Below are 24471 nucleotides of genomic sequence, written 5' to 3'. Positions count from 1 at the left end.
GTTACGGTTCGAATGTTTTCAAAAGACTTTCTTCCAGTACCAAACAAAAGATGCACAATTTTTTACCAATCAAGGAGGAAGTTCTCATGGAACATGGAACTGTCAAATGGTTTAACGCTGAAAAAGGTTATGGCTTTATCACTCGCGAAGATGGTAGCGATGTATTCGTTCACTTCTCCGCAATTCAAGGCGATGGCTACAAGACCCTCGAAGAGGGCCAAGGCGTAACTTTCGATGTTGAACAAAGCGACCGTGGACCTCAAGCTGTCAACGTTGTAAAAGACTAATTTTTGACACATGCTCAAAGAACGGAGGCGCTTCGGCGCCTCTTTTTTCGTGGAAAGGAAGCAGATCATGGGACTGGAGCGGATGACTGGCGATTGGCACCAGTACAAGGACTTGTTTTTGTTAGCTGATGAAGATGAGGCAATGCTGGCGCGCTATATTGAGCAAACAGAACGCTGGCTGTGGACGGTGGCCAATACAACCGTCGGCGCGGCCGCCGTACGGGTCGTGAATCCTTACGAGGGGGAGCTGATGGCGATCGCTGTCGCCCCGGCGTACCAACAGCAGGGGACGGGCAGTGCCTTTTTGCAGGCCCTCATCGCCGCTTATGCCCGCCGCGGCTGGTGGACACTGACCGTGGGCACTGGCGATACAGGACCGGCGCAGCTTCGTTTCTATCTTAAGAACGGCTTTCGCCCAGATCATATCCGCCCTTTTTTCTTCAGCCAATATGCAGCGCCAATCGAGGATCAATGGGGACCATTGCAGAACATGATCGTCTTTAAGCGGTTATTGAAGCCTTTGCCGCACTGGGTTGTGCCCACAACTGCCGCTATTTGGCAACCGCTGGCGGTCACTCAGCCGCTGGCGCCCTGGCCGGTGGCAACGGGTGATGGCACGATGGGGTGGTCGCTCGCGCCGGTGAAGCAGGCCCAAACATTGACGTTCGTCGGCGCGGCCTTTGATTTTGCGCTCAACCAATGGGCGGCCCTCTTGAATCCTCAGCCGCTGGCGGCGGATACTGATTTAGCTGCGCTTTGGCGGTATTGGCGCCGCGCCTATCCGGTGTATGTGGTACCGGCCAATTATTTCCGGGGAAATAAATAGCCCGTTATCAGCGAGACTGGCAACGAGCAGTCGTTATCCGGCTGACTATTTCAAGTCAGCCTTTTTGATTTTCGGCATCATCCAGGCCAGCACCAGGACTGCCAATACGGCTACCACCACAGCAATACCAAAGGCGGTGTGCAAGGCACTGAGGAAGACGCTGTCCTGACCAGCGGGATAAGTGGTGACCCGCTTTCCCAAATGGGCAGACATCACCCCGAAGAGGATACTGGTGGACGCAGCAGTGCCGGTCACCATGCCCAGGTTTCGCGCCAGCACATTGAAGCTCCCGGTGATTCCTAAATCTGTTTTCGGCACCACTGACATGACGATATCGCCCAATGGTGACTGGAACAATCCGGTTCCCATGCCCAGCAGCACGGTAGCCACCCCATAAAGTACGATGCCGCCGCTTAGCGGCAGGAAAAGATACAGGACGTCGGCCAAACCGATCAACGCAGCACCAATCAAACCGACCAGTGCAATGTTCATCCGGTCGGCCAGATAACCGCCCAAAGGCGCGAAGAACACCATGGTCAATGGATACAGTGTCAGCAGCGCGCCGGCCATGCCCGCGGGCAAACGCAGGGTATCTTCAAGATAGAAGGGCATTAAGACGGTCATGAAGAATTGGACGACAAACACCAAGTAGACCGCGCCAACGCCGCCGGAGAACAGGGCGTTTTTGAAGATCCGCAGCGGCAGGAGCGGTTAGTGCACGCGATTTTCAACGATAAAGAAGCCGATCAGCGCAACGATGGCAATCCCGAGCAAGCCCCAAATCAGCGGAGTGAAGCCCATTTGCTGGCTCATATTCAAGCCCCAGAAACCCGCGCCGATCGCTACGGCTTGGGTCAGGAAGCCGCCCCAGTCCACGCCGCCTTTCACCGGTGCCGGGCCGGCATGCATGAGACGCAAGGCGAAAATCAGGGCAATCACGCCAATTGGAATATTGATCCAGAAAATATACGGCCAGCTGCTCACGGCGAGAATCAAACCGCCTAGGCCGGGACCGGCGACGGCGCCCAGGGCGACAAATGTCCCAACGGTACCCATCGCCCGGCCTCGTTCCTTGATGGGAAATTCAGCGGTGACGATGCCGTAAGTGTTCGCCAAGGTCATGGCCCCGCCGACTGCTTGGACGAACCGGCCCAATAGCAGGAAATTAAAGCCTAGCGGCGTTCCGGACATGGCGGAGCCCAAAACAAAGACGAACGTCCCGAGTTTGAAGATCTTCTCCTTGCCCCACAGATCGCCCAGCTTGCCGAACAGCAGAAGCAGGGCACTCAATACAATGAGGTAGAGGGAGACGATCCATTCCATTTGACTCGCTGGTACATGCAGGTCCCGGGTCATGACGGGGATGGCAATATTGACGATCGATGAGTCCAAGTTCGACATGAACGCGAAGATTCCTAAGATAATGATCACTGCCCAGCGGTGCGGGTCCACCGTGGACTGAGTTGTCGTTTGCTGCATGAGAAATCATCCCCCCTGTAAATTGCCATCATCATGGACCGGAAATTCAGAAAAAGCATGCAAGTTGCTTACCGGCCGCCATGCAAAAAAGCCAGACCACAGTCTGACTTTTGGCGGTGCCAGGACATTCAATTATTGTTGAAACGCAGAATTATCGTAAGCGGTCGTTGAAATAGGTGTGAAGACAAAAATGGTGCAATCCTCTATCATGAAGATTGCACCATTGCTTTACCCGCTGTTATTCGTGACAGAACGCCTGCACCTTCGGCGCCCACGGCAAATAGTCCTGCAAGGCGACCATGTCGCCGGGAGCCGGCAAATTAGGCACTGTGTCGAATAGATAGTTGAAATATTTACTCGGATCGAGGTGATTAGCCCGTGCTGTCGTGAGCAGACTAAGAATGACCCCCGCAGCCGTCGCGCCGCGTTTGCTCTGCGAAAACAGCCAATTTTTACGACCGATGACCAGTTCTTTGACGGCGCGTTCGGCCCGGTTGTTCGATAGTTCAAGTCGGCCGTCCAACAGGACTGCCCGCAAGCCAGCCTCATGCTTCAACGCATAGGTGATGGCTTTGCCCACCTTGGATTTTGGCAGATAGCTGCCGTCCAACGAGACCAGCCAAGCGAAGAACGCATCCATGACAGGTTTGAGTCGTTGTTCGCGCTGGGTTTGACGTTCATCAGCCGACAAGTCTTGCCATTTCTTTTCCCATTGGAAGAGATCATTGCAATACTGGCGGCCCGTTGGGGCCAGCCCCTTGTCTCCGGCGGTCACGGCTTCGTCAAACTTACGACGCACGTGAGCCCAGCAGAAGACATTGGTGACCCCAAGCAAATTAGGGTAAACGGCGTAGGCATCACTTTGCAGGTAGCCTTCGTAGCCGGCCAGGAACCGGGCAGCTTCCTCGTAACCGCGGCTATTACCGTGCTCATACATGACGATCTGGTGGGCGCTGTGCTTGCTGGACGTGTAGACCCAGTAATAGGTCTGCGCCTTCTTTAGATCCAACACCCGGTAGGGCGTTTCGTCCGCATGGATAACGTCTTGAGTCAGCAGATCTCGGTGCATCAGCTTGTATAGGGACTCCAGGTAGCCTTCTGACGCCTTGATGTGCCAGTTGGCAATTGATTGCCGGGTGAAATCGACCCCGCGACTGTGCCACAAGCGTTCTTGCCGGTTGTCCGGAATCTTGTAGGCAAACTTAGCCATGATGGATTCGGTCAAGACGCTTGAAGAAGCTGGACTATGCGGTATGGCTGGGCGAGGCACATCGGACTTCTTAAGGAACTGGTTGCCGCGCTGATTCAAGCAGCCGTTAGGACACGCGTAGGTGTGCCGATAGACGATTGTGTGCAGGAGCTGTGCCGGAATCAAGGTTGCTTCTTCGCGTACTTTCGACCGGCCGATATCCTGCATCTCTTCACCACAGACCGGGCACTTGCGCTCCTCACCTTCGAGCAGGCAATCCTGCTCGTCCAGCGGCAGCTTGTTCAAGTCGGTGCTCTTGGTCCGTGTCGCTTTCTTGAGCTTCTTCTTGGCGACCTTGCGGTCATCACCGGTGAGCTTGTCGATGATGCTTTGTTCTTCACCGGTGATGATGTGCTCATTGAACAGGTTCGTCTGGCCATGCGGCAGGTTATCGCTTGATTCCCGGCGCCGACCGAACAACATGCGCTTCAAGACGGCGATCTGTTCCCGGAGGTCCTGATTTTCATTTATCGAATTCTGCAGTGCGGTGCGTAATTGTTCTGGCGAAGCGTCCACCAATCGCACTGCATCTTTTGTGTCTACCAATCGGTGTTCCTCCAATAAATATAATAAATGGATTATATCATGTTTTATACGGCGAAGGAAAGAGGAGATGCCAATAAATCATGGCTTCTCCTCCTCAATTAGTTGGTATATCCTGGCTTGAAATCATGAATGGTACTCCGTTCTTGAATACTTAGACCAGTAATCAATCGCTTCAGCTGGTAATGACTGAGATGCTGCACCTCAGAGCGCGTTCGCGGCCACTGCAGGTGGCCGTTCTCGTACCGTTTGTAGTAAAGAACAAACCCACTGCGGTCCCAGTACAGAGCCTTGAACCGATCGCGCTGACTGCCGCAGAATAAGAACAGCGAGTGATCATAAGGCACTTCGTCTTCGCCGTACAGCTCCCGCAAGGAAGCGGCCAAACCGTCGATTCCTTTGCGCAGGTCCGTTTTTCCGCAAATGATATAGATGTTAAGCTCTTGGATATTGGGGAACATTGCCTGTCAACTCCTGGAGCACCACGTGCAGAATTGCCCGGTCAACACCGGTGTAAAACACGACCTCGGCGTCCTTGAGCTTCACTCGTGCCGCAACCTGCGGTTTGACCAGCGGCTTCGGCGACCGGTCGGTCACCTGGATCGGCACGATATCTTTGATTTGAACCATGAAAGGCCTCCTTGTTTACTTGATAAACCAAGTTTACAAGGAGGCCTGCACCGGGTCACGATACCTATGTCAACGACCGCTTACGAATTATCTTCAAATGGATACAGATAGCCCCATGACCGGCGCATCACGGTCATCGCGTCCATGACTTCCGTCGTCCATCGCCAATCATCCCGGTGGGCGCTGGGGTTTTGGCAGGCCTCCGCGAAATCGGCTAATTCATAGGCCATTGCCTTGTTAGTTTCCCCAGCGGTGATCGTAGTGGCTTTTCGGTTGATATCTGTGAACACGGCTGCCTGGGCCCGGGGATAATCCATGATCGTCAGCATGCCCTTGGTGGTGGCCACACTGATTTGCTTAGGCAGGCGGCCGTAGAAACTCAAGGATACGTTGGTCAGAATACCGTAATTATTGGTGAAGCTGGCCACAGACCGATCATCAACGCTGGTTGGGCCCATTTTCATGGTGGTATTCAACAGCTGAGGAGCGTCCGGCTGGAACATCCGCGCTGCACTTAGCGCATAGACGCCGATATCGAGTAAGGCCCCGCCGGCCAATTGCGGATCCAATAGCCGGGAATTGGGATCGGTATTCGAGTTATTGGAGCCAAACATCACATCGATCACCCGGATATCGCCAAAGACGTCGGCCTGTTGCATCGCCCGCAACTGGGCATACAGCGGCATGTGGTAAATCGTTTGGGCTTCCATCACAACTTTATTCTGTTTCTTAGCCAGGGCCGATACTTGGCGCAACTCGTGACTGCTCATCACGATCGCTTTTTCGGACAGAACATGTTTGCCGGCACGCAGCGCCGCCATGATTTCTGAAAAATGGAAGCGGTGGGGCGTCGCGATGTAGACAGCATCCACATCCGCATCGGCAATGGCGTCTTCGTAGCTGCCATAAGCATGCGGGATGTGATACTGATCAGCGAATTCCTGGGCTTTGGGCAGTGCGCGCGAAGCGGCCCCGTACAGGGTCGTTCCGGCCACATTAGCAGCATCCTGGGCAAAGGCATGGGCGATTCCGCCGAGCCCGAGGATCGCCACATTCAAATTGTTTGTCATTAATTTGCTCTCCTTTAAAGAAAATGCAATATTCTTCGGGTACACTGATACCTGTCCCTATCGTAACAAAAGCATCGGCCAAGGGAAACACATTCAAGGTGATCCTTGGTACAATTAAAGCAGTCAGGAAAGCGAGGTATTCAATTGGCCAAAGGCAGACGGCGCAAAAGTTATGGGCACCACAATACGGTTTCAGCGATCATCGTTTATACGTTACTCGCCCTGCTGCTCGTGGGCGGGGTGACCGTTGGCGGCGCGATGTGGTATGTACACCATACTGATGAAGAGCAGGCTGCCCAGGCCTCCGCGGCGAAGGCTGCTGAGGCGCGGCGCAAACAGGCCTTCATTGCGAAAGTGGCGCCCACTGCGCAGTCACTTTACAGTCAATATAAGATTTTTCCAAGCATTACGATTGCTCAAGCCATCCTTGAATCAGACTGGGGTGAAAGTTCGCTTTCTGCCGAATATAACAATCTTTTTGGCGTCAAAGGCACCAATCCCGCCAACACCAAGGAAATGACGACACAGGAGTACGTCAACGGTGAATGGCAGACGATCAAGGCGCGCTTTCGGGTCTATGCATCCTATGCCCAGTCGATCACCGATCATGCCCAGCTGTTTACCCGGGGCACGACCTGGAATGCGCAGCAGTACCAACGGGTCCTGGCTGCTCAGGATTACAAGACTCAGGCCAAGGCGCTGCAGGCAGACGGGTATGCCACTGATCCAGATTATGCCAGTAAGCTGATTGAAATCATTGCCACTTATGGGTTGACCAAATATGATCCGGCGGCGGCCGGTCAAACCAGTCAGGCGGGCGCTAGCAGCCGCTGACCGGTGGTATTTATAGGGCACTTTGTGGTAATGTATAAGTTAATTTAAAACACTATTTTTCAATAATTGTTCGCTTTTGCGGCATAATCACTGAATGGAGGATACAATATAATGAAGTTGTTGGAACAAAGGATTCGCGAAGATGGTCAGGTACTCCCTGGCGATGTACTGAAAGTCGACAGTTTTTTAAACCATCAGGTGGATCCAGAATTGATGGCTGAGGTTGGCAAAGAATTTCAGCGCCATTTCGCCGACCAGCCAGTCACCAAGATTCTCACCGTGGAATCCTCAGGGATCGCCCCGGCGGTATTCACCGGTTATGCCTTCAAGGTTCCAGTGGTTTTTGCCCGCAAGCATAAGTCGGTGACACTCAAGGAAGATATGTTCACGTCGGTCGTGTATTCTTACACGAAAAAGGTGAGCAACCATATCGCCATTGCCCGCAAATTTTTGAGCGCTGATGATAAGGTCTTGATCATTGATGATTTCTTAGCGAATGGTCAGGCTGTGGAAGGGTTGATCGATATCATTAACCAAGCCGGCGCGCAGCTGCTCGGCGTGGGCATTGTCATTGAAAAGACGTTCCAAAAGGGCCGCCAGTTGTTGGATAAGCGGGACATTCCAGTTTATTCACTCGCCCGGATCAAAGAATTCAAGGACGGTCAAGTGGTCTTCACAGAAGAACAGGAGAATCCCGATGGCGCAGAAGCCTAACGACATCGTTGAAGTATCTCAACCCCAAGCCGCTGTGCTTGGCATCCAGCATTTGTTGGCGATGTATTCCGGCTCAGTTCTCGTTCCGTTACTGATCGGCTCGGCCATGGGCTTTTCGGCCAAGCAGATGACCTATTTGGTCTCAATCGATATCTTCATGTGCGGCGTGGCAACGCTGCTGCAAGTGCATGCCAACCGCTTTTTCGGTATTGGTCTGCCGGTCATTCTCGGCTGTGCCATTCAGGCGGTGGAACCGTTGAAACTGATTGGCCAGCGCTTCACCATCGGGACTATGTACGGCTCAATAATTGCCGCCGGCTTGTTCGTGTTTTTGATTGCCGGGGCATTTGCCAAACTCAAGCGCCTGTTCCCGCCACTGGTCACAGGAACCGTGATTACCGTTATCGGTTTGTCTCTGATTCCCGTGGCCTTCCAAAACCTGGGCGGCGGTGATCTCAGTGCCAAGACCTTTGGTGACGCGAAAAACCTTACCCTGGGCTTTCTCACGGCCTTGATCATTCTGGCGATCAACGTCTGGGCCAAGGGCTTTCTGCACAGCATTGCGGTGCTGGTTGGGCTCGTCGTGGGCACCTTGGTGGCCGGTGCGCTGGGCATGGTGTCGTTGACGCCAGTGCTCACTGCGGACTGGTTCCATTTCCCGCAATTCAATTACTTTGAAACACCGCATTTTGAGTGGTCGTCCATCCTGACGATGATCCTGGTGTCGTTAGTCTCCATGGTGGAATCCACCGGCGTATACTTTGCACTGGGGGACATTACGGAACGTAAGATTCAAGCTGATGACTTGAAGAAGGGATACCGGGCCGAGGGTTTGGCCATTATTCTCGGTGGTTTGTTCAACACCTTCCCGTATACCGCCTTTTCTCAAAACGTTGGCCTGGTTCAGCTGTCGGGGATTAAGACCAAACGGCCGATCTATTGGGCGGCCGGTTTCCTGATCCTGCTGGGACTGCTGCCTAAGGTTGGCGCTCTGGCGACAATTATTCCCGCGCCGGTCCTGGGCGGCGCGATGATCGTCATGTTTGGGATGGTGGCCATGCAGGGGGTTCGAATGCTGCAGCAGGTTGATTTTACCCAAGATCACAACTTGCTGGTCGCCGCTGTTTCCATCGGATTAGGCCTGGGTGTGACCGTTACACCGACAATTTTCCAAGCGCTGCCGAAGACGTTACAATTACTCTTAGGCAATGGGATCGTCATCGCGACGATTTCGTCCGTTCTTCTGAACACGATTTTTCAGCATCAACGACATCCTGAACTGGCGGAGACCGCCGGCTTAAATGAAGATGCGGATGATGGGAAAGGACATGGAAACGCATGAGCTTTATTGCGCCAAACCAAACCATTGGCATCATTGGGGGCGGCATTGACAGTTACACCTTGACGCTGGCAGCGCGGCAGATGGGGCTGCACCCCGCAGTGCTCACCGCCACCGCGAACGATCCGGCCTTGGCCGCGGCTGACTTTGCACTATTTGGCGATTTGTCTAATCCGCTGCCTTTTTCCGACTTGGCCGATATGAGTCAGGTGATCGTTTATGCAGATGAAAACATCAACACTGATCTGCTCAAAGGGATCAGCGATCATGATCGCCTGCCTCAGGGCATTGATATTCTCAGCATTACCCAGGATCGCTATATGGAGAAGGTTTTCTTTGAAGATCAGAATCTGAATACCGCCCCTTACGCAATGGTGGTCAATTTGGATGATGTTCGGCGGGAAATTGAATCCATCGGGTACCCGGCGGTGTTGAAGCCGACCCAAAAGGGTTTGGGTCCTAAGAAACAGCGTATTCTGTACAACGAGAATGATTTGGAGGCGGCGGCCGATTACTTTGATGGTGCCACCGCGATCCTAGAATCTTGGGTACCCAAAGCCCGGGAATTATCCGTGTTGGCGGTCAAAACTGCAGACGGTGCAGTGACTGTGTATCCGACGATTGAAAACATGTACAGCCCTGCCCATCAATTGCAGGCTTCCATTATGCCAGCCCGCATCGATGCGGCGACCAACCACGAGATTCGTCGAATTGCCCGCTTGCTGGGGGACAAAGTACATTACGTGGGCGTCTTTGGCGTGACCTATTTTCTCACCGCGGCGGGCGTGCTCTATGTCGCCCGCTTATTTCCAGGTCCCCGGGGCAGCGCCAATGTTTTGGAATATACGACAGGATATTCGCCCTATGAATTGCATTTACGGGCGGTCTGCGACTGGTCGATCCCAGAACCCAAGTTGGATCGGGCCGGTGTCACGGTGACCATATCGCCCAACACCTTGGCGAAGGCCATTGAATTGATCCGTACGCAGCCAAACACGCACTTCAGCTTTTATCCCCAGCGCGGTGATCTGGCGCCGGATGCCCCGGTGGGCTTCGCGTCCTTTACCGCCTGGGAGTTGGAAAATGTAATTGCCCGAGTGGAAGCTTTGGGCATCTGGCACATTCAAGATAAGGAGAAGCCGACTACTGATGATTGATCGTTACGTACGCCCCGAAATGGGTCAAATCTGGACCGAAGATAACAAGTATGCCGCCTGGTTGAAAGTGGAGATTCTGGCCGTGCAGGCGTGGGCCAAGCTGGGCGAAATTCCCCAGGCAGAGGCTGATGCAGTGGCCAAGAATGCCCGAGTTGACGCCAAAGAAGTTGCCCGCTTAGAAGAAATCACCCGGCACGACGTGGTGGCCTTCACGCGCACAGTGTCCGAAAGCCTTGGCCCGGAAAAGAAATGGGTCCACTATGGCCTAACCTCTACGGATGTCGTGGACACGGCTTATGGCTATCTGATGAAACAGGCTAACGAGATCATTAAGGCCGACCTGCGTCATTTGCGGGATGTCGTGGCGGCTAAAGCCAAAGAATATAAGTATACCGTCATGATTGGCCGGACCCATGGGGTACACGCCGAACCCACGACGTTCGGTCTGGTACTAGCCAACTGGTACGCCGAAATCCAGCGGGATATCGAGCGTTTCGACCATGCCGCGGCAGGGGTCGAGGCTGGTAAGATCTCCGGTGCAGTCGGCACCTTTGCTAATACGCCGCCGGCGGTGGAGGAATACGTTACGAAGAATCTCGGCTTGCGTGCGCAGGACATTTCCACCCAAGTCCTGCCCCGGGATCTGCACGCCGAATACGTTGGCGTGATGGCGATTATTGCCACGTCCATCGAGCGGTTTGCCTTGGAAATCCGCCACTTGCAGCGGACTGAAGTGCGCGAGGTTGAAGAATTCTTCGCCGCGGGACAGAAGGGGTCTTCAGCCATGCCCCACAAGCGCAATCCCATTGGTTCTGAAAATGTCACTGGGCTGGCTCGGGTTATTCGCGGCCATGCACTGACCGCCCTAGAGGATGTGCCGTTATGGCATGAGCGGGATATTTCCCACTCTTCCGCTGAACGAATTATTTTACCGGATACCACCGAAGCGTTGGACTATATTCTTCACCGCTTTGCCAAGATCACGGAGACTTTGACCGTCTTCCCGGAAAAGATGAAAGCCGACATGAGTATTACCCACGGGCTGATCTATTCCCAACGTGTTCTGCTGGCCTTGATCGAAACCGGCATGAGCCGCGAGGCCGCTTACGACCTCGTCCAACCCAAGACTGCCCAAGCTTGGGACGAGCAGCGCTCCTTCCGCGGCTTGCTGGAAGCCGATCCGAAGATCACCGAACGGCTCAGCAAGAAAGATCTGGATGCCGCCTTTGATTACCACTGGCACCTGCGCCATGTGGACGACATCTTTGCCCGGTTGGGTTTGGACGATTGATTTAGCTGACGTATAATTGACATTTAAGATTGGCTGGGCTGGGACAAAAGTCAGAATTCTCGTATACTGTCGTGCCAATGCTCCGCAATCTCCGGCTGATTGGGGCTGGCGACACGCAGTTAGTGCGTCAGCTAGTGGTGACGGCGCTTTGAGCCCGCAAAAACCGCGGTCTCAAAGCCGCCGTGTGGTTTCCACCACTGAGCCCCATCAACCTCCGATTGCTGCGCATTGGCACTCGGTACGCTAGAATGACTTTTGGGCCCAGCCTTCGTTAACTCATCGACACAAACTTAGAAACAGACACGCAGAATAGGAGACTTAAATTTCATGGCCCAAGATTTACTGGCAAAATTAAATGACAAACAAACAGAGGCCGTGCAGCTCACGGAAGGACCTGTACTGATCATGGCCGGGGCCGGCTCTGGCAAGACCCGGGTCCTCACCCACCGGGTGGCCTACCTGATCAAAAATAAGGATGTCAAACCGTGGCATATTCTGGCCATCACGTTTACCAATAAAGCAGCCAAAGAAATGAAAGAACGGATTGCCCGCCTCCTGGGCGAAGAAGAAAATTCGGTGTGGGTTTCGACCTTCCACGCCCTGTGTGTCCGTATCCTCCGCCGGGAAGCCGATGCCATCGGCTATTCTCGTTCCTTCACCATCGCTGACAGCGGGGAACAGCTGACGATGGTCAAACGACTATTGCGGGAAGCTAATATCGACCCCAAGCAATACGACCCCAAGGCCCTGCTTGGGGCGATTTCGAATGCCAAAAACAATCTGGTCAATCCCCAAGATTATGAAAAGAGTGCGGTATCGCCTTTTGAAAAGGTCGCCGCACGGATCTATAAAAACTATCAGCAGCAGCTCCACCTCAATCAGGCCATGGATTTTGATGATCTGATCATGCAGACGATTCGGCTGTTCAAACTGAATCCGAATGTACTTGCCTATTACCAGGATAAATTCCAATATATCCACGTGGATGAATACCAGGATACTAACGAAGCCCAGTATCAGCTGGTGGCTTTGCTGGCTGCCAAATACCGCAACCTATGTGTTGTCGGCGATGCCGATCAGAGTATTTATGGCTGGCGGGGCGCCAACATGGAGAATATCCTAGATTTCGAGAAAGACTATCCCGATGCCAAAACGATCCTCCTGGAACAGAATTATCGGTCCACGAAGACCATTTTGCAGGCAGCCAACGCGGTCATCGGCAATAATACGAATCGCCGGCCCAAGGAATTGTGGACTGAAAACAACACCGGCGAACCAATCGAGTATTATCGCGGCCAAAGCGAAAAAGACGAGGCCTACTTTGTCATTCGAAAGATTCAGGAACTGATGGACTCTAGCCACTATCACTATGGCGATTTTGCTGTGCTCTACCGGACCAACGCCCAATCCCGGGTGCTGGAAGAAACCTTGCTGCAATCCAACATTCCCTATAAGATCGTGGGCGGCAATCGGTTCTATGACCGGAAAGAAATCCGGAATGTCCTGGCCTATATCCGCTTACTCGTGAATCCGGCAGATGATATGAGTTTGACGCGGATCATTAACGTGCCCAAGCGCGGCGTGGGTGCTGGTTCAGTGGATAAGTTGCGCCAATTTGCCGACGAACATGATATGACGATGCTGGAAGCGGCCCACTCGGTACAGTTGACGCCGATTGGCGGCCGGGCAGTGCATGGCATCGAACAGTTCACGCAATTTATGGATAAACTGGCAGCCATGAAGGGCGAGGCGACGGTGACTCAGATCGCCCAAGGCATTTTGGACGATTCCGGGTATACTAAAGAATTGGAAGCAGGGCACACCGATGAGGCCCAGAGTCGACTGGAAAACTTGCAGGAATTTATTTCCGTCACCAGCGAGTTCGACAATAATTATCAACCGGAGTCTGAGGATAGTGATATGCTGACGGACTTCGCGGCCAACGTGGCGCTGCTGTCAGATCAAGACGATATTGCGGAAGAAGAGACCCAGGTTACCTTGATGACGCTGCACGCGGCGAAGGGGTTGGAATTTCCGGTAGTTTTCATGATCGGTATGGAAGAAAATCTTTTCCCGCTGAGCCGAGCGGCCATGGATGAGAATGAGCTGGAAGAGGAACGGCGGCTTGCTTACGTGGGAATCACCCGCGCCCAGAAGCAGTTGTATTTGACCAATGCCTATTCTCGGATGCTTTATGGCCGAACCAGCAGCAATCCGCCGTCTCGGTTTATCACCGAGATTCCGGCGGAACTGATCAAGAGCGACAACATTTTGCAGGAAAGCCCGGCGCCCAAGAGCGACACCGAGCTGCCCTTTGCCCGGCGCCGGGATGAACGCGCTCAGGCGGCGACCTATGGTGCCTCGTCCTACACTTATAGCGGCCATCGGGACAAGGGCCAATTCAAGGTCACGAAAGTCGCCAGCCAGCAGCAGACCCCTGCCGCTCAAGTGCGCAATTGGGCAGTGGGCGACAAGGTCAGTCATAAGGCCTGGGGTATCGGCACCATAGTCGCTGTCGCTGGCAAGCAGGATGATTTAACATTAACTATTGCCTTCCCGGATGTCGGGATCAAGAAATTACTGGTGGCCTTTGCCCCCATTCAAAAAGTAGAAAAAGACTGATCGGAGAGGAGTATCGTCGATGACTTTACCTAAACCGTTAGACCAATATGATGAAACTAGTGCGGCGGCGGCATTGAAGAAACTGCGGGCCCAAGTCAATCAGTACCGGGAAGCTTATTACACCAAGGATCAGCCCTTGGTGGAAGACTACGTGTACGATACGGCATACAACGATTTGCAGGCTTTAGAGAAAAAGTTTCCTCAGCTGATCACGCCGGATTCTCCCACCCAATTGGTGGGAGATGAAACACTGCCCGGTTTTACCAAGGTCCGCCACGATATTCCCATGCTGTCCATGGGCGACGTCTTTTCTGTCGACGAACTCAAGACTTTCGATGATCGCCTGCAGGGCAGCGTCGGGTCAGCCGTGACCTATAATGCAGAATTAAAGATCGACGGGCTCGCTCTTTCCTTGGTGTATCAGGGCGGCAAACTGACCCAAGCGTCGACGCGCGGCGATGGGATCATCGGCGAAGATGTGACCGCTAATATCAAGACGATCAAGGCCGTACCGCGGACGCTGCCCCGGCCGATTGATGTAGAAGTCCGGGGCGAATGTTACATGCCCGTGTCGTCTTTTGCTAAGCTCAATGAAGACCGGGAACAGCGGGGCGAGGCAGTTTTTGCCAACCCCCGCAACGCTGCAGCAGGCTCTTTGCGTCAGCTCAATCCTCGGATCACCCGCGAGCGGGATTTATCCGTCTGGCTGTACACCATCGTTAATGCCCAGGACTATGGCATTACCACCCAGGCAGACGCGCTGCGGACTCTGAGCGAGTGGGGGTTCCCGGTGAATCCTAACAGTCGGGTCTGTCGTACCTTGACCGATGTGGACCATTACATCACGGATATGACGCCGCAGCGCCAGACATTGGATTACGGCATTGACGGGATCGTTTTGAAGGTGAATGATCTTGACTTGCAAGCACAACTGGGTAATACGGTGAAGGTCCCCCGGTGGGAAATTGCCTATAAGTTCCCACCAGAGATGGCCCGAACTATCGTGCGGGAGATCACTTGGACGGTGGGCCGTACCGGCGTGGTAACGCCCACTGCCGTGATGGATCCGGTGCAGCTGGCCGGGACCACGGTCAGCCGGGCGACGCTGCATAATGTGGATATGCTGAAAGAAAAGGATATCCGAATTGGGGATACCGTTGAGCTGTTCAAGGCTGGCGATATCATCCCCGAAGTCTCGCGCGTGGTGACCGAAAAACGGCCCGCGGACGCGGCGCCGTACCAGCCGCCGACGGCCTGTCCATCCTGCGGCCAGCCGCTGGTCCATTTAATGGATGAAGTGGCACTGCGCTGTGTGAATCCGAAATGTCCGGCCCAAATTACGGAGGGGCTGACCCACTTTGCCTCCCGAGATGCCATGGATATCACGGGGCTTGGGCCTAAAGTGGTGGCGCTGCTGTATTCTCACAAATTAGTCAGTGACATTGCTGATTTGTACCGGTTAACAGCAGCCGATCTGGCTGATCTGCCCGGTTTTAAGGAAAAGTCCATTAGCAATTTGTTAAATGCCATCGCTGGGAGTCGACAGAACTCTCTGGAACGGTTATTGTTTGGGTTAGGGATCGACCATGTGGGTGCCAAAGCCGCTCAGCTGATTGCCCAGGCCTTTGGTACCATGGATAAAATCATGGCGGCCAGTGCCGATGAGATTACGGCCATTAAAACAATTGGCCCGACGATCGGGCAAAGCATCACCGCTTTCGTCAGTAATCCGGGGGCGCAAAGCTTGATCAACGAGCTGGCAGCCGTCGGCGTGAATATGACTTATACCGGTCCGGCCGCTGAAGCGGAGGCTGCCGCCGACTCGCCGTTTAACGGTCAGACGGTGGTGATTACCGGTAAGTTCGCTGATTTCTCCCGCAAGGGCTTAACGGATCAGCTGACTGCTTTAGGCGCTCATGTGACCGGTTCGGTATCAAAGAAGACCACGATGGTCGTGGCCGGGGAGGACCCCGGCAGCAAAGCAGACAAGGCCCAGCAGTTAGGGGTCCAAATCATTGACGCCGATCAATTAGCAGCAATGTTAAAGGAAAGTCAAACAGAATAACGGAGTTGAAGGAAACTGATGTGGAAACGCATTCTGGCGCTGATCGCCATGGCTTTGTTACTGGTTCTTGGGGGATGCGGCAAACTTGCCTCCAGTTCAAGTACCAGTACCACGAGCACGACCAGCAATCGCAAAGTACAAACCACCGGCAACTATAGCAGTACCGAGTACAATAGTATCGTGACTGAGGGTCATTATAAGACGAGTGCCGCCCGCGGCGTCGCAGCCGATTATGCCAATAACAGCTTGGATGTAAAAGGCATGGAAACCGGTTTGCTGCAATTGTCCGAAGGAGTATTCTCACCAGATAAATATTCCTTCCAGGAGGGTCAATACTTGACCAGCAGCAATGTTCAAAACTGGCTGGGCCGGCAGTCCAAGAGCAACAGTACCGGGTTGAATCCGGCCAGCAACGGCTCGACGGATCCGGATAAACGGACTCCGGAATATTTGGGCACGATGTTGGAGCAGGACTTCGTCACCGGTTCAGGGTCGAAGACTACCCTGGGCGGGATCAGTATCGCCCTGGGGATGAATGCTGTTGATTATTATCAAAAAGAACAGTATGGCGCTACTTACCAGACAAAAATCAGCGCCGATCAGCAGGAGACCCAAGGCAAGAAGATTGCCCAGGAAGTTGTGACCCGCTTGCGGGCCAAAGAGGGCGTCGGCGATGTGCCCATCTTTGTGGCACTCTATTCCTTAGCTGAAAAGGACAGACTGGTCTCCGGATCGTTTTTTGCAAAAGCCACGGCGACGGGCAAGACCCTCGATAAGTGGGACAAGGTAAATCAACAATCCGGCGTACTGCCGACGGTAAATAACGCTAAAGCAATCAATAGCAATGATGCCACCGCCTTTTCCAATTTTCAGACGCAGGTTCAGAATTTCTTCCCGAATTTAGCTGGCGTTACCGCCACGGTCCATTATACCGACGGCAGTTTGACCCAGATGACGGTCAATATTCAGACGCAGTTTTATAGCCAAACGGAAATCATGAGTTTTACCAACTATGTTGCCTCCGTGGCCAACAAACTGCTCCCCAGCAACGCGCCAATTCAGATCATTGTTGCCAGCGTCAACACCACTCAGGCCATCATCAGCCGCAGTGCCAGCGACAAAGAATTTTCAATCAATATTTTGCAGAACTACTAACAGTACCGCCAAGGGCCATCCGCACGGGTTTGAAACAACTCACGCGATGGCTCTTTTCTGTGAAAAACCATTTGGCGTTATATGGTAGAATGAAACGTGAGAATTTGTAAAAGGGCTCTAGCGAAAACTTGAGTTTCAGTGTACCTAGGGCCAATGCGCAGCAAGCGGAGGCTGAGGGGGCTCAGCCATGGAAACAACACGGCGGCTTTGAGACCGCGGAGCGGGCTCAAAGCGCCGTCATGGCGTTCCAGCCCCCTCAGCCGGAGCTTGCGGAGCTTTGGCCCGGCCTACAGAGCGCAGTTTTCCCATCCCCAACAGAAAGGAATGACTGGCATGATCGATCGTGACCAAGTTGCGCACGTGGCAGGCCTTGCCAAGCTGCAGTTTACCGACGACCAATTGACCGCTTTCACCAAACAGATGGAAGACATCATCGCGATGGCGGACCAATTGGATGAGGTCGACGTGGGCGACACCACGCCCATGTACCAAGTAACCAATTTGAGCAATGTATTCCGGGAAGACAAACCGGAACACTGGCAGACCCGGGCCCAATTATTGCAAAACGTGCCCGAGAAGGAAGCCGGCTTAATCAAGGTACCGTCTATTTTAGATAACGGGGAGGGCGAAGCGTGAGTACGAATTACTTCGAAGAGGACATCACATCATTGCATGATGCCCTGGTCAATCAAAAGACCACTGCAGCCCAATTGACTGCCGATACGCTGGATCAGATCCAGACCAAAGATAAGCAAACGAAGGCGTTCATCACGGTTGCTGCGGATGAAGCCAAAAAACAGGCGGCCGCGGCTGATACCCAAGGGATCACGGCGGACCGTCAACTGGCTGGCATTCCTATCGCCATCAAGGACAATATCATTACCGACGGCATTTTGACCACTGCTGCCAGCAAGATCCTGACCGGTTTTATTCCCGTTTATGACGCCACCGTCACCAGCCGCTTGAAAGAGGCTGGTGCAGTCTTAGTGGGTAAAACCAACATGGATGAATTTGCCATGGGCTCCTCCACTGAAAATTCTTATTATGGCCCGACCCACAATGCCTGGGACTTAGATCGGGTACCCGGCGGGTCATCCGGCGGTTCAGCCGCGGCTGTCGCTGCTGGCGAAGTCGTTGCCGCTTTAGGTTCTGATACTGGCGGCTCCATTCGTCAGCCGGCCGCCTTCAACGGTATTTTCGGGATCAAGCCAACCTATGGCCGTGTTTCCCGCTGGGGGTTGATCGCCTTTGGCTCGTCTTTAGACCAAATCGGTGTGCTCAGCCGACGGGTCAAGGATTCCGCCATCGTGCTTCAGCAGATTGCTGGCCAGGATGAGAACGATGATACCAGCCTGCCAGCCCCCGTACCTGATTATTTGGCCGCCATGGACGGTAATATCAAGGGCTCGCGGATCGCGATTCCGGAAGAATACTTAGGCGAAGGCGTGGCCCAGGGGGTGCGCGACGCGATTGAAAAAGCGGTGGATACGCTGAAAAAGCTTGGCGCTACCGTGGATACGGTCAGCCTGCCCCACACGAAGTACGCTGTTCCCACGTATTATTTGATTGCTTCCTCCGAAGCCAGCTCCAACCTGCAACGGTTTGACGGCATTCGCTACGGCTTCCGGGCGAAAGATGTCAAGAATTTGGAAGACGTGTACGTGCGTACCCGCTCTGAAGGCTTTGGCGACGAAGTGAAGCGGCGGATCATGCTGGGGACTTTCTCCTTGTCCGCTGGGTTCTACGATGCGTACTTCAATAAGGCTGCGAAGGTTCGCCACTTGATTCAGGATGACTTCACTAAGGTCTTTGCGGATTATGATTTGATCGTCGGACCGACGACCCCGACGCCGGCATTCAAGATTGGCGAAAAGGTCAACGATCCGGTCACCATGTACATGAACGATATTTTGACGATCCCGGCGAACTTAGCTGGGATTCCGGCGGCCTCCGTACCCGCCGGCTTGGTTGACGGCATGCCGGTCGGCCTGCAATTGATGGCCAAGCCCATGGCGGAAGCCACCATCTTTAAAGTGGCAGACGCCTTTGAAGCGGCCACTCAGTTTTACACCCAGGTACCCACTGCGATGAAAGGGGAGAAGTAAGGATGAATTTTAAAACCACGATTGGTTTGGAAGTCCACGTTGAACTGAAGACAAAGACGAAGATGTTCTCCCCGTCCCCAGTGACTTACGGTGAGGCCCCCAACACGGCGGCTAACGTGATCGACTTCGGGTTCCCTGGCGTTTTGCCCCGGGTGAATAAGAATGCTTACCGCTTAGGTATCATGGTCGCGCTGGCTCTGCATGCCAAGGTGACCAACGAGACCCACTTTGATCGAAAGAACTATTTCTATCCCGATAACCCCAAGGCTTACCAGATCACCCAGCAGGAACGACCGCTGGGTACGAACGGCTGGGTGGAGATTGAGGTCAAGGGCAAGAAAAAGAAGATCGGCATCCACGAACTCCACGTGGAAGAAGATGCCGGGAAGAATACTCACGGTGCGTCCGGCTATTCTTACGTTGATTTGAACCGGCAGGGCACCCCGCTGGTGGAAATCGTCTCGGAACCGGATATTGCCTCGCCAGATGAAGCTTATGCTTACTTGGAACAATTGCGGCAAATCATTCTGTTCACCGGTGCCTCCGATGTGAAGATGGAGGAAGGGTCCATGCGGGTGGATACCAACATTTCTATTGCCCCGATTGGTTCCGACACGCTGGGCACCAAGGCCGAGCTGAAGAACTTGAACTCCTTTGCCCATGTACGGGACGGTTTGGCCTTTGAAGAAAAGCGTCAAGCCGAGGTACTCATGGCTGGCGGCGAAATTCGCCAGGAGACCCGCCGGTTCGATGAGCCCACCGGGACGACGATCTTGATGCGGGTCAAGGAAGGTTCCGACGACTATCGCTACTTCCCTGAACCGGATATTCCGCCGTTCCATATCAGTCAGGAATGGATCGACGAAATCGGCAGCGAAATTCCTGAGATGCCGAACAAACGGCGGGAGCGGTACGTCAACGACTACGGTTTGCCGGAATACGATGCCGGTGTTTTGACGGCGACCAAAGAAATGTCTGATTTCTTTGATGCGACGGTAAAAGCCGGTGCGCCCGCGAAACAAGCGGCCAACTGGCTGATGGGCAATGTGAATGCTTACTTGAACGAGCAGCAGGTGGATTTGTCAGCCACCAAGCTGACTCCTGACCACTTGGCCGGCATGATCAAGCTGGTCAGCGAAGGCACGATCAGTTCCAAGATTGCAAAGAAGGTCTTCCAAGAGATCATCACCAGTGATACGGATCCCCGCGCTTGGGTTGAGCAAAAAGGCTTGATCCAGCAATCTGACCCGGCAGTACTGACACCGATCATTGATAGTATTCTGGACAATAATGGTCAATCGATCGAAGACTTCAAGAACGGCAAGGACCGGGCGGTTGGCTTCTTAGTGGGGCAGATCATGAAGCAGACCCACGGTAAGGCCAATCCCCAGGTTGTGAACCAGATTCTCATGGCGGAATTGAAGAAACGGTAAGACAAATGGTTTTGGAAAAGGATTGAAGACGAATGGTAAAACGGGCACGGCTCCTCTATAACCCGGTTTCCGGGCATGAAATCATGGAACGCAATGTAGCCGGCGTCCTGGCTGTGCTGGAGGACGCGGGCTATGAAAGCAGCACCTTTCGCACCCGGCCGGAAGAGGGTTCCACGCAGGCTGAGGCCAAGCGGGCCGCGTTAGCCGGCTTCGATCTGCTGGTGGCCGCCGGCGGTGATGGCACGATCAATGAAGTGGTCAACGGTATTGCTGGACTGAAACACCGGCCGATGCTGGGAATCATTCCGGTGGGCACCACCAACGATTACGCCCGGGCGTTGAAGATTCCCCGGGAAGATCCGGTGGGGGCGGCTAAGATCATTGCCAAGGGCCAGCATATCGGTGTGGACATTGGCAAAGCCAACGACCAGTATTTCGTCAATATCGCCGGCGGCGGTAATATGATGGACCTGACCTATGAGGTACAGTCCGACGTCAAGTCGGCCTTGGGCTATTTGGCCTACCTGTTGAAAGGGGCCGAGATGCTCCCGCGGATGCGGCCGATTCAGATGCACTTAGCTTACGATGAGGGGACTTACGACGGGGAGGCGTCCATGTTCTTCCTCAGTCTGACCAACTCGGTCGGCGGGCTGGAACAAATTGCGCCGGACGCGGTCTTGGGCGACGGTCAATTTACGCTGATCATTGTCAAGACGGCCAACCTGGTGGAAATCGTCCAATTGCTGACGATGGTGCTGACCGGCGGCCGGCATGTGAATGATGATCGAATCATTTACACGCAGACTAAGCGCTTGGACGTGGCGGCTAAACACGGTGAGCAGTTGAAAGTTAATCTGGATGGCGAATACGGCGGCGATGCGCCGATGCATTTCGTCAACTTGAAGCAGCATATTCAGGCCTTTGCCAACGTGGCTGCGATTCCAGACGACGCCATCGCGGATCAAGATGAGGTCGTGAAGGGCAAACTGATTGCATCGGTTCATGCCCTCCACGATGCGCACCGGAATGATAGCGAGGACACAGCACATTAATTGATTTTAGTAGACAAGGCTAGGGTCCCAGGGGCTTTAGCCTTGTCGTGTCTATTGAAGAAAGGAACCAGTATGGCAAAATTCACAGTACCAGTACGCCAAGGCCAGGAACTGACGACCACCGTGCAGGATTTAACTTATGAAGGGATGGGGGTCGTTAAGGTCGATAATTACCCGTTGTTTGTCGACAATGCATTGCCCGGTGAGGAGGTGATCGTATTGGTTACCCGCACAAATAAACAATACGGCTTTGCTCGGGTGACCAAGCGGCTGACCACTAGTCCCAATCGGGTTGCCGGTGAATTCGCAGATTATTTGCAAACCGGCATTGCGCCGCTGGCCCACTTGAAATACTCTGCGCAGCTGCAATTCAAGCAAGATCAGGTCAAACACCTCTTTGCTGCCCAGCATCTCGATATTCCGGTGCTGCCTACACTCCCCAGTCCCCAGCAAACCGGATACCGGAACAAAGCCCAGATTCCGGTGCAAATGATCAACGGTACGCTGACGACCGGCTTTTTCCGCAAACGAAGCCATCATTTGGTCCCGTTGACAGATTTCTTCATTCAAGATCCGCGGATCGATGAGATCATCGTCACAGTTCGGGATATTCTTCGAGATCTGGACGTTACGGCGTATGATGAGCGCACTCGGCGCGGGCTGCTGCGGCATATTATGGTGCGGCGGGGGCATACGACCGGGGAAGTAATGATCGTCTTGGTGGTGACTCGGATCGTACCGATGTTGAAGCAAGCGGCGCAATTGATTGAAAAGGCCGTACCGGATCTGACTACGCTGGTGTGGAATGTGAATGCAGCCAATACCAATGTGATTTTGAGCGGCGACAATCAGATTATCAGCGGTCCCGGCTATATTGAAGATACCATTGGCGAACGGCGTTTCAAGATTTCGCCCCAGTCATTTTTCCAGATCAACGCTGCTCAAACGCCGCGGTTGTATGCAATTGCCCAAAAACTGGCGGAATTTACTGGGCACGAGACGGTGATCGATGCCTATGCCGGGATCGGGACCATTGGCCTAACGATTACCCCGCAAGTTGATCACGTGTACGGGATGGAAGTGGTCCCGGAGGCGGTGGCCGATGCGGAGGCCAACAAGGCACTGAATCGCATTGATAATGCCGACTATGTGGTGGGCACGGCGGAAGACGTCCTCCCCCGCTGGCAGCAGCAGGGGATCACCGCCGATGTGCTGATCGTGGACCCGCCCCGCAAAGGGTTGGCAGAATCCTTTATTGCGACGGTGGGTGCGATGAAGATTCCTCGGGTGATCTATGTCAGTTGCAATCCGGCAACGCTGGCTCGGGATTTGGTCCGCTTCCAAGCCTTAGGCTACCAAGCGACGAGTCCCACCCAGGTCGTCGATATGTTTCCCCAGACACCCCACATTGAGAGTGTCACCCGATTAGATTTGAGGTGAGTCCGTGCGTCGCCCTGATGCAATTTATACCAATACGTTTCGCCGGCATTGGGTCTGGTGGCTATTGCTGCTGGTCGCGGTGATCATCGCTGGGGTTTTGGCCTGGCGGTATTTTGCTCCCGTAGACCTGACCCGCGGCGAGTATCCCGTTAATGGGACTTTGGTCAGTCAAGAAGACGGAACGATTGATTTTCCGTCATTGAAAAAGGCTGGAGCCCGTTTTGCTTATATTCATGCCGCCCAGGGGGCCAGCTATCAAGACGACCGGGTCGGCGAGAATTTGGCCAGTGCCCAGGGCGCCCAGCTTGCCGTCGGGGTGGAGCATGCCTTAAGTTTTGACACGACGCCAGCAGCCCAAATGGCGAATTTGACCAAGGCTGTGGCGGGCAACTGGGGCAATCTGCCGGTGGCGGTCACTCTGAGTTTGTACGGTACTTATGAAAGTACGCCGCCAGACAGGGCGCGGGTCACCGCACTGCTGAACTCAATGCAGAGTTTGCTGCAAAAAAACGGACGATCCATGATCGTCCGTACCACAACTGAGTTAGCTGATCGTTACGCCCTGACTGGTCATTACGCACTCTGGTACAGCGACGCCCAAACCGCCGCGAAGACTGTGCTTTTTGTCCAGCGGGGCAAATTCCCCCATAATACTGCCTTACCCCTGGTGACTTTCAACGGTGATCGGACCCGCTGGCAACAACAATTCCATGTTACGCTGACGGCGCTGGCCCTTGCGGGTGCGCGGCCGTGATTGGATAATTCAGGTTGCTGGATTCGTCATAGACGGAAACCGGGCCGTGCTCGTTCGTATGCACGACCAATTGATAACCGAAATGATCGACAAAGGTCAGAGCGCTGCCATCTAAACCGGTAATATGGCCGGGCAGTTCTTGACCATCGATTTGAATGACGAGATCCGGGGTGATCTTCAGCAGGTGATTATGGTGGGTCTTGGTGTCCAAAAACGACCAGGTGCCGACAAAACGCTGTGAAAAGTCGGGTGCGGGTGCCTGCACTGTTTTAGCTTTCGGAACGATATGACGAGCAAAATGTTTAATGTTCGCCAATAAATGTAAAGACCGCATCATTCATCCTCCTTTGATTCACAATTATCATACCATGGATATGTTGCAGACGGCTTACATTTGTGTTAGCAGTCAAAAAAGAAAGGAATCGG

General features: G+C 53.7%; 21 protein-coding genes and 1 pseudogene. 16 read left to right on the top strand and 6 right to left on the bottom strand.

The features are described 5' to 3' along the window. Positions 1-86 precede the first annotated feature (86 nt). Both FMM01_RS06550 and FMM01_RS06545 read left to right on the top strand, forming a co-directional pair. Positions 87-287, top strand: coding sequence for a cold-shock protein (locus tag FMM01_RS06550; RefSeq protein WP_027828904.1), 201 nt, complete (start codon positions 87-89; stop codon positions 285-287). A 67-nt stretch (positions 288-354) separates the two neighbouring features. Continuing rightward, positions 355-1113, top strand: a complete 759-nt coding sequence (locus FMM01_RS06545; protein WP_190973473.1) for a GNAT family N-acetyltransferase — start codon at positions 355-357, stop codon at positions 1111-1113. 45 nt (positions 1114-1158) lie between these two features. On the opposite strand, the pseudogene FMM01_RS06540 reads toward FMM01_RS06545, so the two are convergent. The 5 genes and pseudogenes from FMM01_RS06540 to FMM01_RS06520 all read right to left on the bottom strand — a co-directional run bounded on the left by FMM01_RS06540 (position 1159) and on the right by FMM01_RS06520 (position 6084). Further along, a pseudogene (locus FMM01_RS06540) lies at positions 1159-2592 on the bottom strand (MFS transporter). Between the two features lie 238 nt (positions 2593-2830). After that, a complete protein-coding gene (tnpC, locus tag FMM01_RS06535) occupies positions 2831-4387 on the bottom strand; it encodes an IS66 family transposase (protein ID WP_150391428.1) in 1557 nt (518 codons plus the stop codon). A gap of 98 nt (positions 4388-4485) precedes the next feature. Continuing rightward, positions 4486-4845, bottom strand: coding sequence for an IS66 family insertion sequence element accessory protein TnpB (gene tnpB, locus FMM01_RS06530; protein WP_150391429.1), 360 nt, complete (start codon positions 4843-4845; stop codon positions 4486-4488). Next, positions 4820-5014, bottom strand: coding sequence for a hypothetical protein (locus tag FMM01_RS06525; protein WP_027827606.1), 195 nt, complete (start codon positions 5012-5014; stop codon positions 4820-4822). Before FMM01_RS06525 ends, tnpB begins: the two co-directional genes overlap by 26 nt. Positions 5015-5094: 80 nt before the next feature. After that, positions 5095-6084, bottom strand: a complete 990-nt coding sequence (locus FMM01_RS06520; RefSeq protein WP_150391967.1) for a Gfo/Idh/MocA family protein — start codon at positions 6082-6084, stop codon at positions 5095-5097. 144 nt (positions 6085-6228) lie between these two features. Here FMM01_RS06520 and FMM01_RS06515 point away from each other — a divergent pair, with 144 nt between their 5' ends. The 14 genes from FMM01_RS06515 to FMM01_RS06445 all read left to right on the top strand — a co-directional run bounded on the left by FMM01_RS06515 (position 6229) and on the right by FMM01_RS06445 (position 24045). Further along, the gene (locus tag FMM01_RS06515; protein WP_223850009.1) at positions 6229-6918 is read left to right on the top strand and encodes a glycoside hydrolase family 73 protein; all 690 of its coding nucleotides are present in this window, start codon (positions 6229-6231) and stop codon (positions 6916-6918) included. A gap of 111 nt (positions 6919-7029) precedes the next feature. Beyond that, positions 7030-7632, top strand: coding sequence for a xanthine phosphoribosyltransferase (locus FMM01_RS06510; RefSeq protein ID WP_063516160.1), 603 nt, complete (start codon positions 7030-7032; stop codon positions 7630-7632). Beyond that, positions 7616-8974 carry a nucleobase:cation symporter-2 family protein gene (locus FMM01_RS06505; protein ID WP_150391966.1) on the top strand — a complete coding sequence of 453 codons (1359 nt, stop codon included), beginning with the start codon at positions 7616-7618 and terminating at the stop codon, positions 8972-8974. The genes FMM01_RS06510 and FMM01_RS06505 overlap by 17 nt, the downstream gene beginning before the upstream one ends. Beyond that, a complete protein-coding gene (locus FMM01_RS06500; RefSeq protein WP_051225355.1) occupies positions 8971-10128 on the top strand; it encodes an ATP-grasp domain-containing protein in 1158 nt (385 codons plus the stop codon). The genes FMM01_RS06505 and FMM01_RS06500 overlap by 4 nt, the downstream gene beginning before the upstream one ends. Beyond that, positions 10121-11419 (top strand): adenylosuccinate lyase, encoded by a 1299-nt coding sequence (purB, locus tag FMM01_RS06495; protein ID WP_150391965.1) that lies wholly within the window; start codon positions 10121-10123, stop codon positions 11417-11419. Before FMM01_RS06500 ends, purB begins: the two co-directional genes overlap by 8 nt. A 327-nt stretch (positions 11420-11746) precedes the next feature. Continuing rightward, positions 11747-14041 carry a DNA helicase PcrA gene (gene pcrA, locus FMM01_RS06490; protein ID WP_150391964.1) on the top strand — a complete coding sequence of 765 codons (2295 nt, stop codon included), beginning with the start codon at positions 11747-11749 and terminating at the stop codon, positions 14039-14041. A 19-nt stretch (positions 14042-14060) separates the two neighbouring features. Further along, on the top strand, positions 14061-16106 hold the full coding sequence (ligA, locus tag FMM01_RS06485) for an NAD-dependent DNA ligase LigA (RefSeq protein WP_063516165.1): 2046 nt from the start codon (positions 14061-14063) through the stop codon (positions 16104-16106). Between the two features lie 18 nt (positions 16107-16124). Continuing rightward, positions 16125-17261 carry a CamS family sex pheromone protein gene (locus FMM01_RS06480; protein WP_150391963.1) on the top strand — a complete coding sequence of 379 codons (1137 nt, stop codon included), beginning with the start codon at positions 16125-16127 and terminating at the stop codon, positions 17259-17261. A 333-nt stretch (positions 17262-17594) separates the two neighbouring features. Then, positions 17595-17897 carry an Asp-tRNA(Asn)/Glu-tRNA(Gln) amidotransferase subunit GatC gene (gene gatC / locus FMM01_RS06470; protein ID WP_223850008.1) on the top strand — a complete coding sequence of 101 codons (303 nt, stop codon included), beginning with the start codon at positions 17595-17597 and terminating at the stop codon, positions 17895-17897. After that, positions 17894-19366 carry an Asp-tRNA(Asn)/Glu-tRNA(Gln) amidotransferase subunit GatA gene (gene gatA / locus FMM01_RS06465; protein WP_150391961.1) on the top strand — a complete coding sequence of 491 codons (1473 nt, stop codon included), beginning with the start codon at positions 17894-17896 and terminating at the stop codon, positions 19364-19366. Before gatC ends, gatA begins: the two co-directional genes overlap by 4 nt. Before the next feature lie 2 nt (positions 19367-19368). Beyond that, positions 19369-20799 (top strand): Asp-tRNA(Asn)/Glu-tRNA(Gln) amidotransferase subunit GatB, encoded by a 1431-nt coding sequence (gene gatB, locus FMM01_RS06460; protein ID WP_150391960.1) that lies wholly within the window; start codon positions 19369-19371, stop codon positions 20797-20799. Positions 20800-20831: 32 nt separating this feature from the next. Then, a complete protein-coding gene (locus FMM01_RS06455) occupies positions 20832-21851 on the top strand; it encodes a diacylglycerol kinase (RefSeq protein WP_150391959.1) in 1020 nt (339 codons plus the stop codon). A 72-nt stretch (positions 21852-21923) separates the two neighbouring features. Next, entirely contained in the window at positions 21924-23291 is a 1368-nt protein-coding gene (rlmD, locus tag FMM01_RS06450; RefSeq protein ID WP_150391958.1) for a 23S rRNA (uracil(1939)-C(5))-methyltransferase RlmD, read from the top strand. 4 nt (positions 23292-23295) lie between these two features. Next, positions 23296-24045 carry a GH25 family lysozyme gene (locus FMM01_RS06445; RefSeq protein WP_150391957.1) on the top strand — a complete coding sequence of 250 codons (750 nt, stop codon included), beginning with the start codon at positions 23296-23298 and terminating at the stop codon, positions 24043-24045. Here the strand turns inward: FMM01_RS06445 and FMM01_RS06440 are convergent. Beyond that, entirely contained in the window at positions 24005-24379 is a 375-nt protein-coding gene (locus FMM01_RS06440; RefSeq protein ID WP_051225357.1) for a DUF4828 domain-containing protein, read from the bottom strand. The genes FMM01_RS06445 and FMM01_RS06440 overlap by 41 nt on opposite strands. Positions 24380-24471 lie beyond the last annotated feature (92 nt).

Source organism: Schleiferilactobacillus harbinensis (assembly GCF_008694105.1).
Lineage (GTDB): Bacteria > Bacillota > Bacilli > Lactobacillales > Lactobacillaceae > Schleiferilactobacillus > Schleiferilactobacillus harbinensis.
The sequence above is the reverse complement of the archived record's forward strand: the minus strand, read 5'-3'. Positions and strand labels throughout refer to the sequence as shown.

What these genes read in the sequence shown, in the direction of transcription:
- FMM01_RS06525 (WP_027827606.1), bottom strand. Translation starts at nt 5,014, where the DNA reads ATGGTTCAAATCAAAGATATCGTGCCGATCCAGGTGACCGACCGGTCG.
- FMM01_RS06550 (WP_027828904.1), top strand. Translation starts at nt 87, where the DNA reads ATGGAACATGGAACTGTCAAATGGTTTAACGCTGAAAAAGGTTATGGC.
- FMM01_RS06520 (WP_150391967.1), bottom strand. Translation starts at nt 6,084, where the DNA reads ATGACAAACAATTTGAATGTGGCGATCCTCGGGCTCGGCGGAATCGCC.
- gatB (WP_150391960.1), top strand. Translation starts at nt 19,369, where the DNA reads ATGAATTTTAAAACCACGATTGGTTTGGAAGTCCACGTTGAACTGAAG.
- tnpB (WP_150391429.1), bottom strand. Translation starts at nt 4,845, where the DNA reads ATGTTCCCCAATATCCAAGAGCTTAACATCTATATCATTTGCGGAAAA.
- FMM01_RS06510 (WP_063516160.1), top strand. Translation starts at nt 7,030, where the DNA reads ATGAAGTTGTTGGAACAAAGGATTCGCGAAGATGGTCAGGTACTCCCT.
- FMM01_RS06545 (WP_190973473.1), top strand. Translation starts at nt 355, where the DNA reads ATGGGACTGGAGCGGATGACTGGCGATTGGCACCAGTACAAGGACTTG.
- FMM01_RS06505 (WP_150391966.1), top strand. Translation starts at nt 7,616, where the DNA reads ATGGCGCAGAAGCCTAACGACATCGTTGAAGTATCTCAACCCCAAGCC.
- gatC (WP_223850008.1), top strand. Translation starts at nt 17,595, where the DNA reads ATGATCGATCGTGACCAAGTTGCGCACGTGGCAGGCCTTGCCAAGCTG.
- FMM01_RS06500 (WP_051225355.1), top strand. Translation starts at nt 8,971, where the DNA reads ATGAGCTTTATTGCGCCAAACCAAACCATTGGCATCATTGGGGGCGGC.
- ligA (WP_063516165.1), top strand. Translation starts at nt 14,061, where the DNA reads ATGACTTTACCTAAACCGTTAGACCAATATGATGAAACTAGTGCGGCG.
- FMM01_RS06440 (WP_051225357.1), bottom strand. Translation starts at nt 24,379, where the DNA reads ATGCGGTCTTTACATTTATTGGCGAACATTAAACATTTTGCTCGTCAT.
- FMM01_RS06455 (WP_150391959.1), top strand. Translation starts at nt 20,832, where the DNA reads ATGGTAAAACGGGCACGGCTCCTCTATAACCCGGTTTCCGGGCATGAA.
- rlmD (WP_150391958.1), top strand. Translation starts at nt 21,924, where the DNA reads ATGGCAAAATTCACAGTACCAGTACGCCAAGGCCAGGAACTGACGACC.
- FMM01_RS06480 (WP_150391963.1), top strand. Translation starts at nt 16,125, where the DNA reads ATGTGGAAACGCATTCTGGCGCTGATCGCCATGGCTTTGTTACTGGTT.
- purB (WP_150391965.1), top strand. Translation starts at nt 10,121, where the DNA reads ATGATTGATCGTTACGTACGCCCCGAAATGGGTCAAATCTGGACCGAA.
- pcrA (WP_150391964.1), top strand. Translation starts at nt 11,747, where the DNA reads ATGGCCCAAGATTTACTGGCAAAATTAAATGACAAACAAACAGAGGCC.